Below are 23,528 nucleotides of genomic sequence, written 5' to 3' on the forward strand. Positions count from 1 at the left end.
CCTCAGCCGCCGGACAGGGCGCGCCGGGCGGCTTCGGCCAGATAGCCGCTCGCCACGGGCAGGACGCGGTCGTCGAAGTCGTAATTCGGGTGATGCAGCTCGCGACCGCCCTCCGTGGAGCCATTGCCGATCCAGACGAAGGCGCCAGGTACCACCTTCAGGAACTCCGAGAAGTCCTCTCCGGTCATGGCAGCGGGCACGTCGCGCCGCACCGGGGCCAGGGTGGCCGCGGCCCCGGCCGCCAGCTCGGCCTCGGCCGCATGATTCGCGGTCACGTCCACGCCGCCGACCACCTCGGCCCAGGCCTTCACCCGGTAGGTCTCGGACAGGCCGCGCGCGATACGGTTCAGCCCCTCGACGATCATCTCGCCGGTGGATTCGCGCAGGAAGCGCATGGAGCCGCGGATCGTGACCTGGGCGGCGATCTGGTTCCAGGCCTCACCACCCTCGATCGTCGTCAGGCTGACCACGGCCGAGTCAAGCGGATCGGTGTTGCGGGACACGATCGACTGGCAGGCCATGATCGCCTGGCCCGCCGCGACGATGGGATCATGGGTCAGATGTGGCAGCGCGGCATGGCCCGCATGCCCCTCGATCCTGATCAGGAAGCGGCGGCCGGCCGCCATTACCGGCCCATCATGCACCGCCACTGTTCCGACAGGCAGACCGGGCCAATTGTGCCAGCCGAAGATCCGGTCCATCGGGAAGCGTTGGAACAGGCCATCCTCAATCATCGCGCGGGCGCCGCCGCCGCCCTCTTCGGCGGGCTGGAAAACGAGACGCACCGTGCCGGACCAGCTCTCGTCCCGGAGCAGCAGCGCAGCCGCCCCCAGCAGCGCGGTGGTGTGGCCGTCGTGCCCGCAGGCATGCATCACCCCGGGCTTGGTGCTGCGATAGGGCAGCACGGTGCTCGCCTCCTGGATCGGGAGCGCATCCATATCCGCCCGCAGCCCGACGCTGCGATTGCCGCCGCCGCGCCGGATCGTGGCCACCACGCCGTGGCCGCCGACCCCCGTTTCGATCTCGGTCACGCCGAGTTCACGCAAACGTCGGGAGACAAATTCGGCGGTGGGGCCTTCTTCCTTGGTGACATCCGGGTTCGCGTGGAGGTGGTGGCGCCAGCGCGTGAGGGTGTCGGCGAGTTCTTGATCCATGGTCTGAGGAGTTAGCCCTTCCGTTGCCTTCTCTCCACCCCGGACTCGCACTCTCTGCTTTCCTTCTGGCCGGGCTCTCCGCGGCCTGGGCCCAGCCTGCGGCGCCTTCCGGCACCCCGACCGAGGAGCCCCGCCCCGCCGCGGCCCCGAATGCCGATGACAGCGACGGCCCGGTGCGCCGTTACGAAATCACCTTCACCCGGACCGGCGATGCGAATCTGGACAGCGCCATGGAGGGCGTCTCCGTGCTGCGCCGCCTGCGGGAGAGCGTGCCGACCAGCGCCGAAGGGCTGGTCGCCCGCGCGCTGCAGGACCTGGACCATCTCCGCACCGCGCTCCGCTCCCAGGGGTACTACGCCGGCACGCCTCGGATCACCCTGGCCGGGGAGCCCCCCGACGCGCCGAACCTCGCCTTGAGGCTCGCGGCGCGAGGCCCCGATCCGGTTCCGGTCACGATCTCCGCCGAAACAGGCCCGCAGTACCGGATTTCCAGCGCCACGCTGCGGCCGCATGCGCCCGATCTGGACATCTCGGGAGCTGGCGAGGTGGCCGGGCTCGGCCCGGGCGACCCGGCGCGCGCGGAGACTGTAAATGGCGCCCAGGAAACGGTGCTTACCCGCCTGCGTGAAGCCGGCCACCCCTTTGCCTCCGTGCCCCGGCGCGAGATCACGGTGGACCATGACACCCGCACCATGGAGGTCGTCTACTTCATCCAGCCCGGTCCCCGCGCCCGCTTCGCCCAGCCAGCGGTCGAGGGAACAGAGAATGTCGACCAGGGGCTGTTGCGCCGCGCCTCCGGTGTCCTTGCCGGAGAGGTTTACGACCCGCGCGAACTGGACCGGGTCCGGCGCGACATCCTGGCGCTCGGCGTCTTCGGCACTGTCCGCGCCCGCACGGGGGAAAGACTGGATCCGGACGGACGCCTGCCCGTCACCTTTCTTGTGGCGGAGCGCCCCTTCCGGGCCGTCGGCATCACCGCGGGCTATGAGACGCGTTACGGCCCCAACATCCGCACCTATTGGGAACACCGGAACCTGTTCGGCGGGGCGGAGCGGCTGCGGCTGGAGGCGGAGTTATCCCGCACCACCCAGCGCGGCGTCAGTGATTGGGGCTACCGGCTGAACGCCAATCTGCGCCAGCCCTGGTTCGCGGGACTGAACGCCACGGCGGTGACGGATGTGGCAATCCTGCGTGAACGCCTGCTGGCCTATGACCGCGACGCCATCACCGCTGGCTTCTCGCTGGAGCGGAAGCTCGATCCACGCCTGACCGTCTCCGCCGGCATCGCTGCCGATATCGGCAAGACCTCGGAGCTGGATCAGGATCTGAGCTATGCTCTGCTCTCGCTACCGCTGGGTCTGCGTTTCGATGGCACGGACAATGTGCTGGACCCCTCGCGCGGGTATCGGGCCAACCTACTCGTCTCCCCCACCGTCTCCTTCGGGGACACGCAAGAGGTCTTCCTGCGCGTGCGCGGCATGGGCAGCGCCTATTTCGACCTGACCGGCGATAAGGGCAGCATTCTCGCGCTGCGCGCGGGCTTCGGTACCCTGGCCGGCGCAGAGGCCGGCAACATTCCACCGCATCTTCGCTTCTATGCCGGCGGTGGCGGGTCGGTGCGCGGCTATGACTATCAAAGCATCGGCCCGCGCCGGCGCGACCAGAGCCCGCGCGGCGGGCTTTCGCTGATCGAGGGCAGTGTCGAGTTGCGGCAGCGCGTCCGGGGTGCCTTGGGCATTGCCGTCTTCGCCGATGCGGGCAGCGTCGGCGAGGATCCGCTCTCCGGTTTTGGCGATTTGCGGGTCGGCGTGGGTCTGGGCGTGCGTTACTCGACCGCCATCGGGCCGATCCGGGCCGATTTCGCGGTTCCTCTTTCAAAGGAGCCGGGAAATTCCGGCTACGGGATCTATGTCGGCATCGGGCAGGCCTTCTGATGCGCCGCCTCGGTCGGATTCTGCTGGCGATTCTCGGCGTCGCCATCCTGCTGCCCATCCTGCTGCTGGTCGGCGTCTGGGTCGGGCTGAATGTGCGGCCGGGGCAGGATGCGCTCGCCGGGCTGGCGATGCGCTTCGTGCCGGGGCTGCAGATCGAGAACCTGCATGGCGGGTTGCCCGCCGCCCCGCGGATCGGACGCGTGGTGCTGTCGGATTCCCAGGGCCCTTACCTCGTCGTTGAAGATATCGCGCTCGACCTCGACCTGCTGCGCCTCGCTTCGCGCCAGCTTCGGGTGGCCAATATCTCGGCCGGGCGCGTGATCTTCAGCCGGGCGCCCGTGCCTGACCCGAATGCCCCCCCTGCCCCGGCCTCCTCGGAGCCCGGCCCGCTCCTGCCGCAATTGCCGCAGCTTCCTGTCGAGGTGGTGGTTGAGCGGATCGCCCTGCCCCGGATCGAAATGGGCGAGGCCGTAGTCGGCTTCCCCGCCGCGCTCTCCCTGGAGGCCGGCGGACGGCTCGGGGAGGACGGCGCCTTCTTGGGCGCCAAGGGCCGCCGCCTGGATGCACCCGGCGCGCTCGACCTGAACCTGGCGTTGGCGCCCGGGAACCGGGTGAAGATCAACCTAGCCTATGACGAGGCCGCCGGCGGGCTGGTCGCCTCCCTTCTGGGTAAGCCGGAACAGGCGACAAAGCTGCGGGTGGCGCTGGACGGACCGTCGAGCGGCGCCGAGCTGACGCTCTCCGCCGATCTGGGCGAAACGGCCCAGGCAAACGCGCGCGGCAGGGTCAGCCTGCCGGCCGGCGGCGGGGTCGGGCTCGACGCCACGGGCGAGGCGTCGCTGCGCGGCTTCCTGCCGGCCCAGGTCGCCGATCTACGCTTCATCCTCCGCACCATGCCGGCCGAGGGCGGGGCCACGCGGCTGGACCAGCTGCGTGTGGAGACGAGCCCGGCCGTGCTGGAGGCACGGGGGCTTGTCGGCTCCTCGCTCGACCTCTCTTTCGACACGGAGGTGAAGGACGCCAACACCCTGGCCGGGCTGATTCCGGAGGCCATCGGCTGGGGCGGCATCACGGCCCATGGCACGATCACCGGCACCACCGCGGCGCCCGAGCTGGGGGTGGACGCGACCATCACGGCCCCACGCCTGCCGGAGCCGGCGCCGGGGCTTCTCGGCCCCGCCCCCACCATCCGCCTGCGCGCCAACCGGCAGCAGCTGCACGAGCTAGCCGTGCAGGGTCAGGCCGTGACCCTGCGGGCCGAAGGCGCCTATGGCGAGACGCTGGACCTTACCCTCAACGCCGCTCTGGCCGCGCAGGACCTTCCCAATCTTCCCGTGCGTGGAAAGCTGGAGGCGCGGGCCCGCATCACCGGGCCCGCGGCCGACCCAGCCGTGGCCCTGACGGCCGAATCCCCGGCGCTGGAAGCCTATGGGCGAACCCTCGAGGCCATGCGGCTCGACGCCAACCTGCCAAGGGCCACGGTGCCGGCCGGCAATCTTAACCTCACCGCGCGGCTTCAGAACTTGCCCCTGACGGTAGAGGCCCGGGCTGCGCAGGAGGGTGACCGGCTGCGGATCGAGACCGTCCGGCTGGGCCTTGGCCCGGCTCGGCTGGAAGGCAGCGGGGATGTGGATCTCGCCCGTATGCGCGCCAGGGCGGAGCTGCTGCTGGAGGCCAATGACCTCGCCCCCCTCACCCCGGTCGCCGGCATGCCCTTGGCTGGCGGGCTGCGCCTTTCGGCCAAGCTGGCCCCACAGGGTCCGGACAACGCGCAGCGGCAGGGGATTGAGGCCGATCTGCGCGCCAACAATATCCGCGCGGGTGGCGCGCAGGTGAATGGCGCGGTGCAGGCCAGTGGCACCGATGCGGCCCTGGATGTCCGCGCCGACCTGCGTGCGTTCGATGCCCATGCCACGCTCCGCGCCCGTCTCGCGCTGGACCAACCGGAGAAGCGCGTGGAACTGGCCGCGCTGAATGTGGAGCGGCAGAAGCTGGGGATCCGGCTCTCCGCGCCGGCAACCATTCTGCTCGCTGCCGATGGCGGCATCTCCACCCCCGGCCTGTCACTCCAGGGACGGCCAGGAGGAACGCTGCGCCTGGCGGGCCGCTACGGGCCGGACAACGCTGATCTCCGCGCCACACTGACCAGCCTGCCCCTTTCGATCGTTAATGTTTTCGTGGCCGATCCGCCGCTCTCCGGCGTGCTGTCGGGCGATGTTCGGCTGACCGGCCCCGTGGCGCGGCCGGGGATTGAGGGCGAGTTGCGCGGGACGGGCCTGCGGACGGCGGCGCCCTGGGCTCGCGGCCTTCCGGAGGGCACCTTCCAGGCGACGGCGCGGATGCGTGGCGAAACAGTCGAGACGCGCGCGGAATTTCGCGTCGGCGCCGCCCTACGGCTGAACCTGGAGGCGCGCGTGCCGAGCAGCTTCTCGGGCCCGGTCGACGCCACGCTGCGTGGCACGACCGATATCGGCGTGCTCGCCGCGCCCTTCCTCCTGGGCGGCGCCAACCGGGTTCAGGGCACCGTCGCCATCGACGCCCGCGCGGGCGGTACGGTGGCGGAGCCGCAGCTTTCCGGCACCGCGCGTCTCTCCGGAGGGCTGTTCCGCAACCTCGAATACGGCGTCGCGCTGCGCGACATCCAGGGGACCGTGCGTGGCGACATGGATCGGATCGTGATCGATTCCATCACCGCCCGCGCCGGCCCCGGCACGCTGCGCGCCCGCGGCGAGGTGCAGCCCTTTGCGGAGGGCCAGCCCATCGAGGTGATCGTGACCGGCCAGAATCTGGAACCCGTCTCCAGCGACCTGCTGCGCGGCGCATTCGACACGGATATGCGGCTCTCCGGCTCCATCGGCACGGGAATGCGGCTGGCCGGATCCATCACCACGCGCACGCTGACCATCGGCGTGCCAGAGGGGCTGCCGGGCGGCGTGGCCGATATCGGCCCGGTGCGGGAGATCGGGCGTGGCGCGCCGCGCCCGCCAGCAGGCACCGCCACGGCCCGGCGTGCGGCGGCGCGCCAGACGACCGCCGCCGCGCCGCCGGCCGATGCCGCGCCCCTCGCGCTCGACATCACCTTCCGTGCCCCCGGCCAGGTCTATCTGCGCGGGCGCGGGCTGGATGTGGAGCTAGGCGGCGACGTTCATATCGGCGGCACGATCTCCAGCATGGAGGCGCAGGGAGAGCTTCGCCTCCGGCGCGGCACTCTGACCGTGCTCGACCGCCGCCTGACCTTCGAGCGCGGCGTGCTGCGCTTCCAGGGCGACATCGCCTCCCCCGAGATCGACCTTCTGGCCACCACCCGGGCAACGAGCACGACAATCAACGTGACCGTCACCGGAACACCCCGCGCGCCGAAAATCGAGTTCACCTCCTCCCCCGAATTGCCGCAGGACGAGGTGCTGGCACGGCTGATCTTCAACCGCTCGGCCGACAAGCTCTCGCCGTTCCAGATCGCGCAGCTCGCGCGCGTGCTGTCGGGTGCCCTGTCCGGCGGGCAGGAGGACCCGGTTACGGGTTTCGTAGGTCGGATCAGCCGCTCCCTGGGGCTAGACCGGCTCGGCATCGGGACCGGGGCGGATGGCACGCCTGGGATCGAGGCGGGCGGCTATCTCGGCCAGGGCATCTATCTGAACGTGGATCCGGGCACGAGCACCGGCTCCCCCCGGGTCGGGGTGGAGATCGAGCTGACGCCACGACTGAAGCTGGAGAGCGGCGCGGGGTCGGACAGTCAGGGTGCCGGGCTGACCTACGAATTCGAGTACTGACCGGCGGGATGTTCCCAGGCCGGATGGAGCCGGGAGCGGGTATTCCGCCCCGGTGCCCGAACGCGTACTATGCCCGCATTCCAGCCAAGCAGGCCGTCATGCCCTTGCGCGCGTGATGGCTGCCACGGACCGGCCTCCAGGCCGCGTTTCGACCGGGTTTCGATTAGCACAGGAGAGGGAGGAGCGACGATGCGCGCCTTCGAAGGTCAGTTCAGCGACAACAAGCCCATCCGCCGGAGCGCGGATGAGAAGCGCCGCCTCCTGGCCGAGTTGGAGCAGACCCTGGCTGGGCTGAAGCCGCACACCTCCCCGAGTCTGCGGGAGAGCATCAAGGGCCGGATCGCGGAGCTGCGCGCGGATATCGGCGGCAAGCGCTAAAACCGATCCTTTGAAACGGCCCCGTGCCCGACCGGGCGCGGGGCCGTTTTTGTTTCAGCCCGCCAACTCCGCCAGCAACCGCGCGTGGCTGCGGGCGCCATGCATCAGACAGGCCCAGTCGAATTTCTCATTCGGGCTGTGCACCTGGTCGTCGTTCAGGCCGAAGCCCATCAGCACACTGTTCAGGCCAAGGATGCGCCGGAAGCTCTCCACGACCGGGATGGAGCCGCCGGAGCCGATCAGCACGGCCTCCTTCCCGTATTCCGCCAGGAGCGCCCGGCGGGCTGCAGCCACCTCGGGGCTATCCTCCGGCACGACCACGGGCGGCGCGGCGCTGAAGCGCTGGATTTCCACGCGGGCATCGGCGGGCAGCCGCGCCTTCACGAATTCCTCCAGCGCATCCAGCACGGCGTTCGGATCCTGGTCGCCGACGAGGCGGAAGGAGACCTTGGCATGGGCCTCTGCCGCGATCACGGTCTTGGCGCCCGGGCCGGTATAGCCGCCCCAGATGCCGTTCACGTCACAGGTCGGGCGGGCCCATTGCCGGACCAGCGGCTTCAGCCCCTTCTCGCCGGCCGGCACGGACAGGCCGATATCGCCGAGGAAGCGCTTCTCGTCGAAGCCCAGGGCGTCCCAGGCTGCGTCCAGATTACCGCCGACCTCCGGCACATGGTCGTAGAAGCCGGGAAGCTGGATGCGCCCCTGCTCGTCGTGCAGATCCGCAATGATGCGGCAAAGGAGGTTCAGCGGGTTCAGCGCCATCCCGCCATAGAGGCCGGAATGCAGGTCGCGCGAGGCGGCAAAGAGGTCAATCTGTGCATAGGCCATCCCGCGCAGCCGGGCGGAGATGGCGGGTGTCGCCGGATCCCACATATTCGTGTCGCTGACCACGACGGCGCGGGCGTTCCGCAACTCGGCTGCGTGCTCCTCAAGGAAGGCGTCCAGGCTTGGGCTGCCGATCTCCTCCTCGCCCTCCACCAGCACGCGGATCGGTGCGGGCGGGCCGCCGGCAACCTCGTGCCAGGCGCGCATGGCGGCCAGCCAGGTCATCACCTGGCCCTTGTCGTCCACTGCGCCGCGAGCGACCGTGACCAGCCCGTGCTTGCCCTGCGCGAGCGTCGGCTCGAAGGGCGGCGAGGTCCAGAGCTCGAAGGGCTCGGCCGGCTGCACGTCGTAATGGCCGTAATAGAGCAGCGGCGTAGCACTGCCCCCGGTACCCGGATGATTCGCCACGACCGCCGGATGGCCATTTGTCTCGCGGATCTCGGCAGTGAAGCCGATCGCGCGCAGCTCGTCGACGAGCCAAGCGGCTGCCCGGCGGCAATCTGCCGCATGAGCCGGCTGGGCGCTGACGCTGGGAATACGCAGGAAATCGAAATAGCGGGCGCGGATCTCGGCTTCAGCCGCGTCGATCCGGGCGAGGACCGCGGAAAGATGGGCCGTCATGCGTCGTCGCCGGTGTCTGGCGTCAGGCCCACGGCCTTGATGCCGGCCACAGCGGCGGCCTCGTCCTTGTCAGACAGGTCGCCGGAGATGCCGACGGCCGCCAGGATCGTGCCCTGCCCGTCCCGAACCAGAACGCCGCCGGGCACTGGCACCGCCGCGCCGCCCGCGAGGTCCGAAAATGCGTTCATGAAGCCCGGCATGCCCTGAGACCGCCGCGCCAGCTCCCGCCCGCCGAAGCCAAGGCCCATCGCACCGAAGGCCTTACCATGCGCGATGGCGGGCCGGAGCAGGCTGCAACCATCCTCCTTCAGCAGGACCTTCAACTGCCCGGCCGCGTCGAGAACAACCACAGTGAGCGGCGCGAGATTCAGGCGACGCCCCTCTTCGAGAGAGGCCGTTGCGATCCGCTGCGCTTGGTCGAGGGTGATGCCGTGCTGGAAGCCGACGGGGGGATTGGGCATGGACGCAGCCGCTCCGTTAGAGGTTCGGAATCCGGTTCTATGCCCTGCAGCGCCGGTTGCAAATTGCTGTCCGGCGGACATGAAAAAACCCCAGTCCTTGCGGATCGGGGTGCAGTCATGAACTTGGATGCCGGGGCCCGCAGGCGTCTTGGTTTGTTATTGATCGGGCGGTCACACTCCAGATCCAGGCTTCCCGGCCCTCGGAAGGTTGCGGCGAAGCAGGAGGGTGGCCAGCATCGTCGGCGCCAACCGGGCCAAATGGCCGAGCGCCGCATATTGGTGTCACACAGACCTGTGTACCGGCCGCGGGACCGGCCTCTTTCGGCCCCTGCTGTTCCCGTCCTGGTCGCCGTCTGCCTCTGGCGGGCCTTCGCATCCAGCTTGCTGCGGGCAGCATGTCACGGGAAACCAGATTAATGGAGTTAGCGTTCATCCTTCTATGAACGATCCAGCCAGGATAGGCCGTGCGATAGAGGGCGCGCCAACGCTGTCGCCCCACCTTACTGTTGTCCCGTCGAGCCACCCCGGCGCTTTATTGGAACAGGTCTTGCAGCAGATCGGATCGTCGCGTGAAGAATTCGCCTGTGCGATCCGGGTCAGCCTCGTCAGCCTTAACCAGACCATTGAAGGGCAGCGAGGCATGACGGCAGACATGGCGCTCCGTCTCGCCAAGGCCACCGGCATCGGCGCGGAGACATGGCTGGCATTGCAGCAGCAGTGGGACCTCCACCACACCGAGGACGTGATCCGTGACGAACTGGCGGAGATCCGGATGTTGTCCGCGGCACCGAAGCGCCTAGCAGCCTGACAGGTAGGGAACCGCCTCGGACGAGCTGCCCCTAACCGGTCGGCGGCTTGCCGTCGCGCCCAGCCGGGTTCTGATCCTCTGATCCCGCCCTACGCAGATGGGGACAGGCCGGGAGAAGACACGCTTGAGCCGGTCGAATTTCTCCTCGGAAAGCAGGAGATCGGACAGCTCGACTCACCTCGATGAGGCCTGCCACCTGATGACCGCCGGTCGGTACCGCCGTACGCGCAATCAGGCCTTCCGGGTTTGGCGGCAGGAGACGTGTGCCCAGACGAGGGCATAAGATCACGCGAGCCCGTCGAGCGGTCAAACCCGCCCGGCGATCCGACAATGTGACGGTGCCGTGCTTGCCCCTTGTCGCTATCCGATGCCGGCCTCTTCCCTTCGGCGCCGGTCAAGCTCCTCGCCGTAGCGCCGGAGCAGGTGGGCTTCGGTCAGGATGCCGATGACGCGCCGCGTCTCGGCGCCGTCCAGAACCGCGAGCACGTCAACCTCGGCGGCCTGAAACAGCGCCATCGCGGCCTTCACATTCATGGCTGGCAACAGGGCGCGGTCCTGGACCCGCAGCAGCGCCCCGACCGTCTCCGCCTCGGCAGAGGGGGCGAGTGCGTGCGCTTCGGCGACCTGGACCATTCCGGCATAGCGGCCGGCCTCGTCGACCACGACAACCTGGTTGCTGGAGCCGAGCGGGAAGTCGCGCATGAAAGCGGAGAGGCGCGTATCGCTGCGGATCGTTCTCTCATTGCGCCGCATCACCTTGCCGACCGTGAGGTCGCGGATCCAGCCGACGTCGTGCGGCCCACGGATCGCTTCACCCCGCAGGTGGAAGCGCCAGGTGGCGAAGGAATAGCCGAAGAGCCGCCGCACCACGATTGCCGCAGCGATGACGGCCGCCAGCACCGGCCCGGCCACCGCGAAGTCACGCGTGGTCTCAAGCGCCAGAAAAGTCATGGCCAGCGGCGCGCCGATCACGGCCGCCCCGAAGGCGCTCATCCCCACGATCGAGAGGAGCATGGGATCAACGCTCGGCAACGAGAGCGGGACGGTAGCGGCCGCGAGGAGCTTGCCGACGATTGCCCCTAGCAGCAGCGAGGCGAAGAACAGGCCGCCGCGGAAGCCCGAGCCGATGGAAACGGCGGAGGCGCAGGCCTTCAGCAGAAGAAGGACGAGAAGGGCCTGGGCGGAACTGTCCGTCAGCAGGACCCCGTGCAGCGCGCCATGGCCGCTGGAGAGGATCCCTGGCGTGATCATGCCGAGCCCGCCGACGATCAGGCCGCCAAGGGCCGGGCGAAGGGTTTGCCAGGGCACGCCGCGGCGGAGCAGCGCCTCCGCCGAGGTCATTCCGCGCATCAGCCCGATGCCGAGCAGCCCGCAAAACCCGCCGAGCAGGAGCGCGTATACGAAATCACCGGCATCCGGCGTGCCAATCGCGCCAAGCGGCGTGGGCACGCCCACCCCGCCCAGGAGCCTAGCGGCCAGTGTTCCGGCCACCGCACTTGCCAGCACGGGTGCCAGGCTGCTGAGGGCGTAGGTCCCGATCACCAGTTCAAAGGCGTAGAATGCGCCCGTGAGTGGCGCGCCGAAGGAAGCAGCGATGGCCCCCGCGGCCCCACAACCCACGAGAACGCGGAGGTCCCCGCGCCGCAATCCGAAGGCGAACCCCAGACGGGAGGCCGTGCTGCTGCCGACCTGGGCATAGGCGGCCTCGAGCCCCACCGACGCGCCGCCACCGTTCGAGATAAGGTTCTGCGCCGCCACAGTGATGGCATCCCGGATGGACATGCGCCCGCCATGGAGCGCGTTGGCCTCGATCGGGTCGATCGGCGTGCGCGGGAACCAGCGGGCCAGGGCCAGGTTCAGAAGCCCCAGGGCGAGGCCCGCCGCTGCGGGGATGAGCAGGAGCCAGGGCGGCGAGACCTTCCGCATGGCACTCAGCCCATGCTCCGCGCCCGGCCCGTAGAAGAGAAGATGGAGGTGCTCGGCTGCGGCGCCCAGCAACCGGGCGAGAAGCCCGCTGGCAACGCCCACGGCGACGGCGAGGACAAGCAGCCCCACCTCTCCGCCACGGAGCCAGGCGCGCAGGGCTGCCGCCCCCCGGGCTGGCCGGGCCACCACCAGCCGAAGGCGGCGCAGCCGCCGGGCACGCCGGAGGCGGCCGTTGGAGGCGCGGGCGGTGGCATCCATCAGCACGACCGATGCTGACCGCGCCGCAGCAGGGAAGCTGCCCCGCAGAGGCCGGCCGATGCGGCTCTCGCCATTAATTGAGGGTGATGCCGGCGTCCCGGATCACGCCGCTCCAGCGCTCACGCTCAGACCGCATGAAGGCGGCGAATTCGGCCGCGCCGCGGAAGTGCACATCGGCGCCCTGCGCCGCCAGCGCCTGCCGCACCTCGGGTTCCTCGAGGGCAGCGGCCATGCCCTTCTCAAGCGCCTCGATCACGGCCGGAGGCGTACCGGCCCGCGTGACCAAGCCCTGCCAGCCATAGACTACGAAGTCCTGCAACCCCGCCTCGGCACTCGTCGGCAGATCGGGAAGGAGAGACCGCCGCTCACTCGACGTGATCGCGAGAAGGCGTACCTGACCGGCCTCCACCATCGGGCGCATGATGTTGTAGGAGTCGATCATCATCTGAATGCGCCCGGTGGCGAGGTCCTGCAACGCCGGTGCGCTGCCGCGATAGGGAACGTGCACGATCTCCGTGCCTGCCTTGCGATTGAACAATTCCAGGGCGAGGTGGGACGGCCCGCCCGAGCCGCCGGAGCCTGCATTCAATTCCCCCGGCCGGGCTTTGGCGTACTCGATGAACTCCCGGAGGCTGCGCACCGGTAGGCGGCTGTGCACGGTGATGACGAGCGGCACCTCAACGGTCTGGGCGATCGGCGCGAAGTCGCGCAGCGTATCGAAGCGCAGATGCGGGTAGAGGGCGTTGGTGACGGCGAGGTTGCCGACATTGCCGAAGAACAGCGTGTAGCCGTCGGCCGGCTCCTGGGCGAGGACCTCCATCGCCAGATTGCCATTGGCCCCGCCCCGGTTCTCGATGACGAAGGGCTGGCCGAGGCGTGACGCGACCCGAGGGAGGATGATGCGGCCTACGATGTCGACGCCCCCGCCCGGAGGAAAGCCGATCAGCACCCGCACCGGGCGGCCCGGCCAGCTGCCCGTTCCCTGGGCCCCTGTTCCTTGCGCCTGGACTCTGGTGGCGGCCGCGGCAGCGATCGCGAGGGTGGCGGTGGCAAGCCGGCGCCGGGTGAGATGCATCGTTCCCTCCTTCGTTTGTCCCCAGGCTGATGCCGATCACGCCGCACGCCCTTGGGTGCCGCGCTACGGATTGCGGACCGGACGATGCGCCCCTGGCGCTGCTGCCAGGGAGGGCGGGTGCTCAGCAAGCCCTATGGGGCCTCGTCGGCCCGCGGCAATTCGGCTCCAGGCGACCGCTTTATCGTAGCGCTACGATGAAGGGTGTCAACGTGATGGCGGCGGGACTTCGGAGGCCCTTCAGGTGCTACTCCGCTGGACCAGTTCGAAGGCCAGATCGATGGTCCGGGATCCGGACGGCAGCGCTGCCTGTTTCAGCCGTTCCTTGATGAGACGGCCCACCTCACGACCAATCGCGCGGCCCGGAGGACGGATCGTGGTCAAGGGCGGCACGCAGGATGCGCTGAAGCCGAGGTCGCCGAAGCCGATGATGGCCAGCGCATCCGGAACGGCGATCCCCCGGCGCTGGCATTCGAACAGGGCGCCGAGCGCCATAAGGTCGTTGGAGCAGGCGATGCCGTCGATCCGCTCCGGACGCGCAAGCGCCTGGGCCAGGAGGCTGCCCCCCGCCTCCGTGCTCGCCGTTCCCGGGGTGTCGAGGATCGCGGGCAACTCCAGCCCCGCATCGGCGGCGGCACGAGAGAAGCCCGACGCCCGCTGCCGTGCCCTCAGATCGTCCCCCATGCGTGCCCCGAGAAAGGCGAGGCGTCGGCGTCCGCGTGCGACGAGGTGGTGCAACGCCTTGGCGCCGACATCGCGGTGGTGGAATCCGACCGCGGTGTCGAGCGGACTCTGGCCACATTCCCAGATCTCGAAGACCGGCATACGAGCCTGGAGGAGCAGGCGCTTCGTCCCGCGGCTGTGCTCCAGCCCCACCAGCACAATGGCGGCCGGCGCCCAGGAAAGAGCCGTTCGCACCAGCTCCTCCTCCCGCGCAAGATCGTAGTCGGTATTGCCCAGAAGAAGCTGGAACCCGGCGGGCTCCAATTCCCCCTGCAAGGCAGCAATGGTGCCGGCAAAGAAGTCGTTCTGGATCGTAGGGACGATGACGCTCACCGCCCGCGAGCCGGCGGCGGCCAGACCACCGGCAACGAGATTGGGCACGTAGCCCAACTCCTCCACGGCCTGCGCGATGCGCTTTCCGATAGCCGCCGACACCAGCTCGGGCTTGCGGAGAAAGAGCGATACCGTGGAGGCGGAAACCTCGGCCGCCCGCGCCACCTCGGTCATGGTCACGAGTTGCATCCGGCGCCGTTGCCGGCGCCCAGGCATCAGCTTCTTGTCCATGGGGCAATCGGGTCCATAAGCGCGCTCTAGACCAGAAACGACGAAAGCAGAACACTGCTGCGGAACTTGACCCGGCGCAGATCGTAGCGCTACGAAACCAGTCGGAGTGCCTGGATGCCCGTCTGGATGCCCAGGTTGCCCGCTGACCGGGTGCCTTTGGGCTCCCGCGCCCTCCCTCGCCCATCGGCGCAACGAACAGGAATCCCCGTGGACACGCCCAGGCGCCCGAATATCGTCTTCGTCATCACGGACCAGCAGCGCTTCGACACGATCGCGGCGGCCGGGTTCGATCATATGACGACCCCGAACCTCGACCGTCTCGTGAAGGAGGGCGTCTGCTTCACGCGGATGTACGTCACCTCCCCGTCCTGCGCGCCGTCACGGGCAAGCCTGTTCACCGGCCTTTACCCCCACACCAACGGCGTGTTCCGGAATGACGAGCGCTGGACCCATACCTGGGTGCGGCAACTGGCCGATACCGGCTATCGCTGCGTCAATGTCGGCAAGATGCACACGCATCCGTTCGAGGAGTCCTTCGGCTTCCACGAGCGCCACGTGGTGGAGAACAAGGACCGGGCCACGCCGCGGCTGCCCTTCTTCATGGACAACTGGGACAAGGCCTTCTGGTCGCACGGCCTGGAGAAGCCGAGCCGCGTGACCTACGCGCGGCGCGAGGATTACCGCGACAGGCTCGGCGCCTTTGTCTGGGAGCTGCCGGAGCACCTGCATTCCGACAACTTCGTTCCCGGCCTCGCCATACACTGGATCGATACCTGGCGTGGCGAGGGACCTTTCTTCCTGGAAATCGGCATCCCGGGCCCGCACCCGCCTTATGACCCCACGCCAGAGGTGCTGGAGGCCTACAAGGGTCGGGACCTGCCCAAGCCTATCTGGGACCGTGCTGACATCGACAGCCAGCCAAGCGCGCTGAAGAAGCTGCGAGAGCAGCACCTGGCCGTGGACCACGATGCTGTCGTGCATCTGGACAACCCGGCCCCGGAGCAGATGCAGCGGCAGCGCGAGCACTACTACGCCAATGTCACGATGATCGACACGCAGATCGGCAAGCTGATGGACGCGCTGGAGCGCCGCGGGGTGCTGCAGGACACAGTCATCATCTTCACCTCCGACCATGGTGACTGCCTGAACGACCACGGGCACAGCCAGAAGTGGACGATGTATGAGCAGAGCGTCCGCGTGCCCGCAATCGTCTGGGCGCCGGGCCGCGTCGCGGCCGGCCGGAAGGTAGACGACCTCGTCTCCCTCTTCGACTTCGGCCCGACGATCCTGGAACTGGCTGGCATCCAGGCGCCACGCTGGATGGAGGCGCGCTCTCTGATGCCCTATCTTACCGATGGCATGCCAGACCCGCGCCCCTTCGTCTTCGCCGAGCATGCGGGCGACCGGATCCTGAGCGGCACCGAGTTCATGACGATGATCCGGGATGATCGCTGGAAGCTCGTCCACTTTGTGGACAGCGAGGAGGGTCAGCTCTTTGACATGCAGGCCGATCCGCAGGAGCTGCGAAACCTCTGGGACGACCCTGCGCACGAGCAGGTCCGCCGCACGCTGATCAACGAGATCCTGAAGTGGCGAATCCGCAGCGACCTGAAGACCCAGGGCTGGACAGAGGCGGTGCGGGACCGCAGCGGGCGCTAACCACTGTGGAGGGAATGGTCTGGATCGAGGGGGGCGCGTTCCGAATGGGATCGGACCGCCACTACCCCGAGGAAGCGCCGGCGCATGAGCGACACGTCGAGGGCTTCTGGATGGACCGAGCGCCGGTCACGCAGGGCGAGTTCGCACGCTTCGTGGCGGAAACCGGCTACCGGACGGTGGCGGAGCGCCTGCCGCGTCCCGAGGACTACCCCGGAGCCGATCCGGCGCTGCTCGTCCCCGGATCCGTGGTGTTCAAGGCGCCGCGCGGCCGGGACGACATGCGGTTCTGGGGTGACTGGTGGCAATTCGTGCCGGGCGCGAACTGGCACAACCCGGACGGAAGCGGTGCCGAGCCCGATCCGCGCCATCCCGTGGTGCAAGTCTGCCACGAAGACGCGCTGGCCTATGCAGCTTGGGCCGGTAAGTCGTTGCCCACCGAGGCCGAGTGGGAGTTTGCTGCGCAGGGGCCGATGGGCGACACCGAATTCGCATGGGGCGACGAGTTGGCGCCCGGGGGGCGGCACCTCGCGAACATCTGGCAGGGTCCGTTCCCCTTCGAGAACCACCTGGAGGACGGCTTCGTCGGCACCTCGCCCGTCGGCAGCTTCCCACCCAACCGGCACGGCCTCGTGGACATGATCGGGAATGTCTGGGAGTGGACGGCGGACGACTGGATTTCCGGCCACCCGCGCGGGGCGATGAGAACCTGCTGCACGCCAAGTCGCCTCTCGGCAGAGGGTACGGCGGACCATGGCCGGCCCGCCGGCCAGATCCCGCGCAAGGTCATCAAGGGTGGCTCGCATCTCTGCGCGCCCAATTACTGTCACCGTTACCGGCCTGCGGCGCGGCAGCCGCAGTCGATCGAGACGGGGACGACCCACATCGGCTTCCGCTGCGTCAGGCGAGTGGCCTGACGCACCGCATCACGTATCGAAAGCCAGGCTTGCCGCTTGCCAATTGGGCGACACAGCATGATGAACCGCCTGGCTTCTGTTCTGTCGGATTGGGAGGGTGAAGATGCAGCTCGGGATGATCGGCCTGGGGCGGATGGGCGGCAATATCGTCCGCCGCCTGATGCGTGGTGGCCATCACTGCGTCGTCTACGACACCAATTCCGAAATCAGGCAGGCACTTGGCAAGGAGGGAGCCGCCCCGGTGGAGTCACCGGAGGCGATGGTCGCGGCCCTGGACGGCAACGGCCCGCGCATCGTCTGGATCATGCTTCCTGCCGGCAAGATCACGGACGACATGGTCATGCGTCTGGCCGCCGTCATGAAAAGCGGCGACATCATCATCGATGGCGGGAACTCTTACTACAAGGACGATATCCGTCGCGCAGGTCAGCTGGCCGGCCAGGGGCTGCGCTATGTCGATGTCGGCACCTCCGGGGGCGTCTGGGGGCTGGAGCGTGGTTACTGCATGATGATCGGGGGCGAGAAGGAGGCTGTCGATCACCTGGATCCGATCTTCGCGACGCTGGCGCCCGGCCTGGGCACCATCCCCCGCACCCCGGGTCGGGATGGGCACGATCCCCGTGCCGAGCAGGGCTACATCCATGCAGGACCAACCGGGGCGGGCCATTTCGTCAAAATGATCCACAACGGCATCGAGTACGGCCTCATGCAGGCCTATGCCGAAGGCTTCGACATCCTGAGGACGAAAGCCAGCGACAAGCTGCCGGAAGGGGAGCGCTTCGACCTGAAGCTGGCCGATATCGCCGAGGTCTGGCGGCGCGGCAGCGTGGTTTCGTCCTGGCTGCTGGACCTGACCGCAGCGGCCCTGGCGATGGATGAACCCCTGGAAGGCTTTTCCGGTCATGTCGACGACAGCGGCGAGGGCCGTTGGACGATCGAGGCGGCCGTGGAGCAGGCGGTTCCGGCGAATGTGCTGTCAGCGTCGCTCTTCGCCCGCTTCCGCTCGCGCCAGGATCATACCTATGCGGATAAGATCCTTTCCGCCATGCGCTTCGGCTTTGGCGGGCATCTCGAGCCGAAGACCAAGCCTGCCGGGGAGGCGGGCTGACGGCGCTGGCATCGCTGGCGTGGAACGGAGACTGGGAATTCTTCAGTGAATCTTGAGCCTGACCTGGTCGCGCTGGCCGCGCAGCTGCCGAAGCCACAGCTTCGGCGGCCCGTTATCGTCGTGGTGATGGGGGTGTCTGGCTGCGGCAAGTCCACGGTCGGCAAGCTGCTGTCGATCGCCTTGGATTGTGCACTGCAGGAAGGCGACGACCTGCACTCCGCCGCCAATGTAGAGAAGATGCGCATCGGCACGCCCCTGACTGACGAGGACCGTGCTCCCTGGCTGCGGTCCATCGCAGCTGTGATCGATGGCTGGCTCAGGATGGGTCGCTCAGGCGTGGTGACCTGCTCCGCCCTGAAGCGCCAGTACCGGGACCTGATCATCGGTCGGCGCCGGGGTGTGCAGCTTGTCCATATCGAGGGCACGGCAGAGCTGATTGGGCCGCGCATGATCAGCCGTGCGGGCCACTACATGCCCGCCTCCTTGTTGGAGAGCCAGCTCGCCACCCTGGAAGTGCCGGGCGAGGATGAGCGCCCGATCGTCGTGTCGGGCACAGGAACGCTCGTCGACATCACCAGCTACATCCTCGAGCAACTCGCCAAGCGTGATCTCCCCGGAAACGCAGAATGAGCCCGCAATCAGGGGTCCTGCCTCAGTGGCGACTGCCAGCCGCGGAGAAGGCGCCTGGCAAAGATGATGGCTGGCACTGTCCTTGGCACTGGTGCGGACATTCCGGCGCCTGAACGCGTGGAGATGCCGCCATGCGACCCGGCGGGGCATGGAGCCTGCTGAGTTCGCCACCCTTGGATGGGTGGACCGGTACAACACCCACCGCCTGCCCCGCAGTGAGGCCGCAACGGCGCGAGCGCTACAAATCCGTTGCTCACGCGCCATCGCGGCCTCGAACGGGGGCCTGGCTAGCGCACGGTCCCCTGACCGTCGTGGATCACTCCTGGAACTAGGCCCTGCGAGCCGTCCTGCAGTGGTGCTGCCCCAAGTTCCGGCTCAGGAGCGGTCAGCCCGGCACCGCCGGCGGACCCGTTCTCCGGAGCCGGCGCTGCTGCAGAGAACGTGCTCACCTGCTCTGCAGCTTGCTGGAGGACAGCGAGCTTCAGAAGCGTGCCACCGTGGCCGTCACTGGCGGTGGTCAGCCCCATGCCGGCGGGCAGAGCCGACATGGTGAGATGCTCATCCGCTCTAGCCAGGTCATTCGCAACCGTGATCTGCGTCAGGGAAGCGCCGTCCGGGGCGGACGTCACCCGCATGGCTCCTTCCTGATACGCCAGACCCGTGATGTCGATGCTGTCACTGGCGTCCATTCCGCCGATGACATTATGCAGGCTGTTGGGCGATCCTGACTCAGGTTGATCCAGCTTCAGCGTGGCATCAGCACCCGCTGCAAACGTGATCTCGCCACTGCCGGCCGCCCTGTCCGCCGCGAGTTCGAGTGTACCCGAGGTGATCAAGGTGCCGCCGGTGAAGGTGCTGGTCGAGGTCAGCACCACGGTGCCCTGCCCTTCGATAACCAGCTGGCCCTGGCCGGCCGCGGAGGAAGCGCTGCCCGCCTCGTCAGCCACGGCGCCCACGTTGAGGATCGCGCCCTGGTCGGCGCCCAGGCCAACGGCCTGCGTGCCCTGGATGAACATGCCTCCACCGAGGCCCTGCCCATCACCGCCGCCATCCGCACCCGCACCGCCCGTGGCTGTCCCATCGACCGAGCCGCCGATGATCGAAAGGCTTGAGCCGGCCTGGACGAAGACGCCGCCGCCAGCGCCGAGGCCGCCGCCCCCGCCCTTGTTGGTGTTCCAGAATGCATAGGCGTCGCCGCCCTTGCCCGCACCGAACCCAGCTTGGCCGCCGCCGTCCTGACCGTAACCCGCGCTGCCGCCGCCGCCGCCAGCACCCCAGCCGCCATTGCCGCCGCCGTCACCATTGCCGCCGCCGCCGCCGCCGAAGCCGCCATCGCCACCGGCGCCGTTCATCACGCCACCGCCGCCGCCGCCGCCCCAACCAGCGGTGCCGCCCTGCGCCTCGGGCACAGACGGCATGATGATGCCGGAGCCGTCACCGCCATCCTGCTGACCGAGCGATGCGATCCCGCCGCCTCCGCCGCTATAGGCCGCTTCGCCATCAATGCCGGTGGCGCCACCGCTGCCGCCATCGTCCCCGCTACCCTGCCCGTCATTGCCGAGGCCGACCATGATGCCGGCCTGCGGCCCATAGGCATCGCTACTTCCGCCGGTGCCGCCGATCGCCTGACGTCCGATGCCGCCGCCGCCGCCGGCCTCGGCGTAGTGGGAGGAGTACCAGTGGCTGCCCGTGGCGCCGGCATTTCCGCCATCGCCACCCAGGCCACCACCGCCGCCGCTGCCCCCGTTTGTGCCGAACACATCGCCGCCGTTGCCGCCAGCGCCGCCAACGGCCTTGTCGTCCTGCATCGTGACGTTCTCGAGCGAGACAGAGGACTGCCCGCCGACGAAGACTGCGCCGCCAAGCCCGGCACCGCCTCCGCCGCCGAAAAGGCCGTCACCGCCGCGGCCACCCGTGGCCACGGTGTCGCTGATCGTGAGGTCCTTCACATCCACATTGCCATTGAACACGAAGAGCCCACGATCGGTGCCCCCGCCGTTCAGCGTGTGGCCCCCTCCGAGCAGCGTGACCTTGACATTGGGGTTGTCGAAAGCCGGCAAGTCGGCACCACTCTCCCGTATGTCGCCGGTGAGCATGATGGTCAGGTTGCCCTGCTGGCCGCCATCGGCCTGACGGATCGCGGCGGCCAGACTGTTGAAGTCGCCGGCCCGCAGGACGAGGCTACCGGCCGGCGCCTTGGCCAGCTCCGCAACCACCGCTGGATCGGCCGCCGGCACATTGGCGGCTTGCACTGGGGTGGCGAAACCCGAACTGCCGTCGGGTGCGGCCACCGATGCTATCAGCTTGGCACTTCCCACGGCGATGGGATCGAGCCCGCTCACGGACCAGTTGCCGTTCGCATCGGCCTTCGCCTGGCCGAGCTGTGACACGCTTCCGCCGGGCAGGAGCTGGAACAGCGTCACGCTTCCGCCAGCGGCCGCAGTGCCGCTCGCGGTGCCCTGCCCCGCGTCCGCGGCAGCAATCGTGACCGGTGCCGTCCGGCTTTCGTCGGTGAAGCTGAGCAAGGTTCCGCCGTGACCATCATCCGATGCGACGATGCTGCCCTGCGCGTAGCTGCCCTGCAGACGCAGCTCCGTCCGGCTCTGCCCGCCGAGCACCACTTCGGTCTCGTCGGCCGATGCGATCGTGGAGGCGGCACCCGCATAGGCCACGCCCTGGACATCGATGGTGTCGCCGGCGCCCGCATTCACGATCTTCGGATCGAAATACCTGCCCTGCATGGCGGACGTGTCCAGAACCAAATTCGCCCGAGCACCCTGCCCGAAGCTGATGGTTCCGCTGCCCACCGCGTTCCGGGCCGCAACCTCAAGCGTGCCGCCATCAAGAACGGTGCTGCCCGTATAGCTGTTCGTGCCGCTCAGCACGACGCGGCCGCTGCCGGAGATCTCGACCGAGCCCTGGGCCTTTCCGAAGCCTGAGCCGCTCTCGTCAGAGATCGCGTCCGAGACGGTCTGCGTCTCTCCTGCCCCTGCCCCGAGATGCAGCACCTGGCCGCCCTGGATGAAGATGCCGGAACCCGCAGCACTGCCGGACAGCCCGGCCTCGGACGCGCTAGAGGAGCCGTCGGCGAGCCCGCCGGCGCCACCGCTGACCGTTCCGCCGGAGATCGAGCCGCCCAGGACCGTGATGTTGGAACGGCTGTCCGCGAAGAGTGCGCCGCCAGCTCCCGCGCCACCGCCGCCGCCGGCTCCATTGTCCTTGAAGAGAAGGTGGTGGGTGTGCTGGCCGCCAGCCCCGCCGCCAGCTCCCGCCGCACCCCAGCCACCGCCGCCGCCACCCCAGCCGCCACCGGCCTGACCGGCCCCGCCGCTGCCAAAGCCCTTCGCACCCGCGCCGGCCATTCCGCCGCCACTGCCGACGCCGTTGCCGCTGTCGAGGAGGTCAGGGCTCGTGCCATTGCCGCCTGCACCGCCGCGCGCTGAATCCGCGTTGAAGCTCACGTCGCGCAGCACCACCTGCGCGCCGTCCAGTGCGGCGACGCCGCCTCCGAGGCCCGCGCCGCCGCCGCCGCCCACCATGCCGGACGCGCCCGCATCACCCTGCGCAACAAGGTCCTTCAGCACGAGGTTCTCCGCGCCGAAGCGCGCACCGTCCACGACGAAGCCGCGCGACTGGCCGTTACCGTCGAGCGTGTGGCCGTTGCCGAGCACCACCGTTTCGCCAGCGCGGGAGTTCAGCACCGGCAGGTCGGCGGCGATCTGGATATCGGAGGTCAGGCTGATGATGAAATTGCCGCCGCCATTAGCCTGCGTCAGCGCAGCCACCAGCTGCGCCTCGGAACCGACTTGCAGGACCGAGACCTTCTGGCCGTTCAGGGCGAGCGCGGTGCTCCGGAACGAGCCATCCGGGTTGAACGAGCTGCCTGGCGCGAGCACGGGGCGTTGCGTGTCGGTCTGCGGCCCAAGCGCCGAGATGACCTGGGCCGCTGTCACGACAACGAAGATGCCGACGCCCACGGGGCCGCCAAGCAGGTCCAGCAACCCCTCACCCGCGAAAACTTCGGCTCCGTCCAGCAGGCCGCCTTCAGCCGGATTCAGGCCGCCCTCCGGCAGCTCTCCGGTCACCGGCCGCTCAGGGACGGGGAAGTGGTCCTCGACCGTGATCTTGTCGAGGCCGTCCCAGGCGCTCTGGTCGACATTGCCCAACTCGCCGTCGTCGAGGGATCGATCGGAATCGAGGAGGGACCCGTAATCGCTTAGATCGTCCTCATTGTTCACCGCGGGGTCGAAGTGGTTCTCGTCCGTAATCCGCAGCCCATCACGGGCGCTCGGGTCAATCTTGATCACCGCGCCATCACTGATTGAGCCCGCTTCGGGATTGGCAAGCGGATTAACAAGGTCAGACATCAGTCTCTTCTCGGCAGGCAGGGGTGGATGATTCCACGTCCGGTGATCTCGCCCGAAGGGAGCGCCCTGCACGCTTTCAGCGCGTGGACGAAGCAGCAAAGAGGCCTACCGTTCCGGAGCAGGCGGACGGCGCTACGCTGGGGCTCTTGGTTGAGAACAACGCAATCATGGGTTGAAAATCACATTTTCGTCAACGCAAAAATGGATGCCCGGCTCATCGCCATTTACGGTGGGTTGTAGGTGCGACGGCGCCGTGATGGTCCGTCGGCCTCCCTTGCCAGTGGTCTGAGCGCCTCCGGCGCAACAGCGCTTAGCGCTACTTAAGGTTGTATTTTTCGTTGACGAAAACGTGATTA

The 23,528-nt window shown here is 68.5% G+C and carries 15 protein-coding genes; 8 read left to right on the forward strand and 7 right to left on the reverse strand.

All coding sequences use genetic code 11. From position 1 onward, the window contains the following. Positions 1 to 2 precede the first annotated feature (2 nt). On the reverse strand, positions 3 to 1,154 hold the full coding sequence (locus ACO1BU_RS13770; RefSeq protein ID WP_424136526.1) for an amidohydrolase: 1,152 nt from the start codon (positions 1,152 to 1,154) through the stop codon (positions 3 to 5). Positions 1,155 to 1,177: 23 nt separating this feature from the next. Here ACO1BU_RS13770 and ACO1BU_RS13775 point away from each other — a divergent pair, with 23 nt between their 5' ends. The 3 genes from ACO1BU_RS13775 to ACO1BU_RS13785 all read left to right on the forward strand — a co-directional run bounded on the left by ACO1BU_RS13775 (position 1,178) and on the right by ACO1BU_RS13785 (position 7,236). Continuing rightward, a complete protein-coding gene (locus ACO1BU_RS13775) occupies positions 1,178 to 3,088 on the forward strand; it encodes an autotransporter assembly complex protein TamA (protein WP_424136527.1) in 1,911 nt (636 codons plus the stop codon). Further along, positions 3,088 to 6,858, forward strand: coding sequence for a translocation/assembly module TamB domain-containing protein (locus ACO1BU_RS13780; protein ID WP_424136528.1), 3,771 nt, complete (start codon positions 3,088 to 3,090; stop codon positions 6,856 to 6,858). Before ACO1BU_RS13775 ends, ACO1BU_RS13780 begins: the two co-directional genes overlap by 1 nt. A gap of 189 nt (positions 6,859 to 7,047) precedes the next feature. Continuing rightward, positions 7,048 to 7,236, forward strand: coding sequence for a hypothetical protein (locus ACO1BU_RS13785; RefSeq protein WP_424136529.1), 189 nt, complete (start codon positions 7,048 to 7,050; stop codon positions 7,234 to 7,236). Between the two features lie 54 nt (positions 7,237 to 7,290). On the opposite strand, the gene ACO1BU_RS13790 is transcribed toward ACO1BU_RS13785, so the two are convergent. Then, positions 7,291 to 8,682, reverse strand: a complete 1,392-nt coding sequence (locus tag ACO1BU_RS13790) for a dipeptidase (RefSeq protein ID WP_424136530.1) — start codon at positions 8,680 to 8,682, stop codon at positions 7,291 to 7,293. Continuing rightward, entirely contained in the window at positions 8,679 to 9,143 is a 465-nt protein-coding gene (locus ACO1BU_RS13795; RefSeq protein ID WP_424136531.1) for a GlcG/HbpS family heme-binding protein, read from the reverse strand. The genes ACO1BU_RS13790 and ACO1BU_RS13795 overlap by 4 nt, the downstream gene beginning before the upstream one ends. 439 nt (positions 9,144 to 9,582) lie before the next feature. Here ACO1BU_RS13795 and ACO1BU_RS13800 point away from each other — a divergent pair, with 439 nt between their 5' ends. Further along, positions 9,583 to 9,951 carry a HigA family addiction module antitoxin gene (locus tag ACO1BU_RS13800; RefSeq protein ID WP_424136532.1) on the forward strand — a complete coding sequence of 123 codons (369 nt, stop codon included), beginning with the start codon at positions 9,583 to 9,585 and terminating at the stop codon, positions 9,949 to 9,951. A 360-nt stretch (positions 9,952 to 10,311) separates the two neighbouring features. Here ACO1BU_RS13800 and ACO1BU_RS13805 read toward each other — a convergent pair whose 3' ends face one another. The 3 genes from ACO1BU_RS13805 to ACO1BU_RS13815 form a co-directional block, all read right to left on the reverse strand. Further along, positions 10,312 to 12,135 (reverse strand): chloride channel protein, encoded by a 1,824-nt coding sequence (locus ACO1BU_RS13805; RefSeq protein ID WP_424136533.1) that lies wholly within the window; start codon positions 12,133 to 12,135, stop codon positions 10,312 to 10,314. A gap of 73 nt (positions 12,136 to 12,208) precedes the next feature. Further along, positions 12,209 to 13,210: a Bug family tripartite tricarboxylate transporter substrate binding protein gene (locus tag ACO1BU_RS13810; protein ID WP_424136534.1), complete on the reverse strand. Its 1,002-nt coding sequence runs from the start codon at positions 13,208 to 13,210 to the stop codon at positions 12,209 to 12,211. A gap of 237 nt (positions 13,211 to 13,447) precedes the next feature. Further along, positions 13,448 to 14,494, reverse strand: coding sequence for a LacI family DNA-binding transcriptional regulator (locus tag ACO1BU_RS13815; protein WP_424136535.1), 1,047 nt, complete (start codon positions 14,492 to 14,494; stop codon positions 13,448 to 13,450). Positions 14,495 to 14,701: 207 nt separating this feature from the next. Here ACO1BU_RS13815 and ACO1BU_RS13820 point away from each other — a divergent pair, with 207 nt between their 5' ends. From ACO1BU_RS13820 to ACO1BU_RS13835, 4 genes are all read left to right on the forward strand, one after another. Beyond that, on the forward strand, positions 14,702 to 16,153 hold the full coding sequence (locus ACO1BU_RS13820) for a sulfatase family protein (RefSeq protein ID WP_424136536.1): 1,452 nt from the start codon (positions 14,702 to 14,704) through the stop codon (positions 16,151 to 16,153). 14 nt (positions 16,154 to 16,167) lie between these two features. Continuing rightward, positions 16,168 to 17,067, forward strand: coding sequence for a formylglycine-generating enzyme family protein (locus tag ACO1BU_RS13825; protein ID WP_424136537.1), 900 nt, complete (start codon positions 16,168 to 16,170; stop codon positions 17,065 to 17,067). Between the two features lie 103 nt (positions 17,068 to 17,170). Further along, complete coding sequence (gene gnd / locus ACO1BU_RS13830; RefSeq protein WP_424136538.1) at positions 17,171 to 18,175, forward strand: phosphogluconate dehydrogenase (NAD(+)-dependent, decarboxylating); 1,005 nt, start codon at positions 17,171 to 17,173, stop codon at positions 18,173 to 18,175. Between the two features lie 45 nt (positions 18,176 to 18,220). Next, positions 18,221 to 18,805 (forward strand): gluconokinase, encoded by a 585-nt coding sequence (locus tag ACO1BU_RS13835; protein ID WP_424136539.1) that lies wholly within the window; start codon positions 18,221 to 18,223, stop codon positions 18,803 to 18,805. Positions 18,806 to 19,092: 287 nt separating this feature from the next. Here the strand turns inward: ACO1BU_RS13835 and ACO1BU_RS13840 are convergent, their stop codons facing one another. Further along, entirely contained in the window at positions 19,093 to 23,172 is a 4,080-nt protein-coding gene (locus ACO1BU_RS13840; protein ID WP_424136540.1) for an autotransporter-associated beta strand repeat-containing protein, read from the reverse strand. Between the last annotated feature and the right edge of the window lie 356 nt (positions 23,173 to 23,528).

It is taken from the genome of Roseomonas chloroacetimidivorans, assembly GCF_049629625.1.
Lineage (GTDB): Bacteria > Pseudomonadota > Alphaproteobacteria > Acetobacterales > Acetobacteraceae > Roseomonas > Roseomonas chloroacetimidivorans.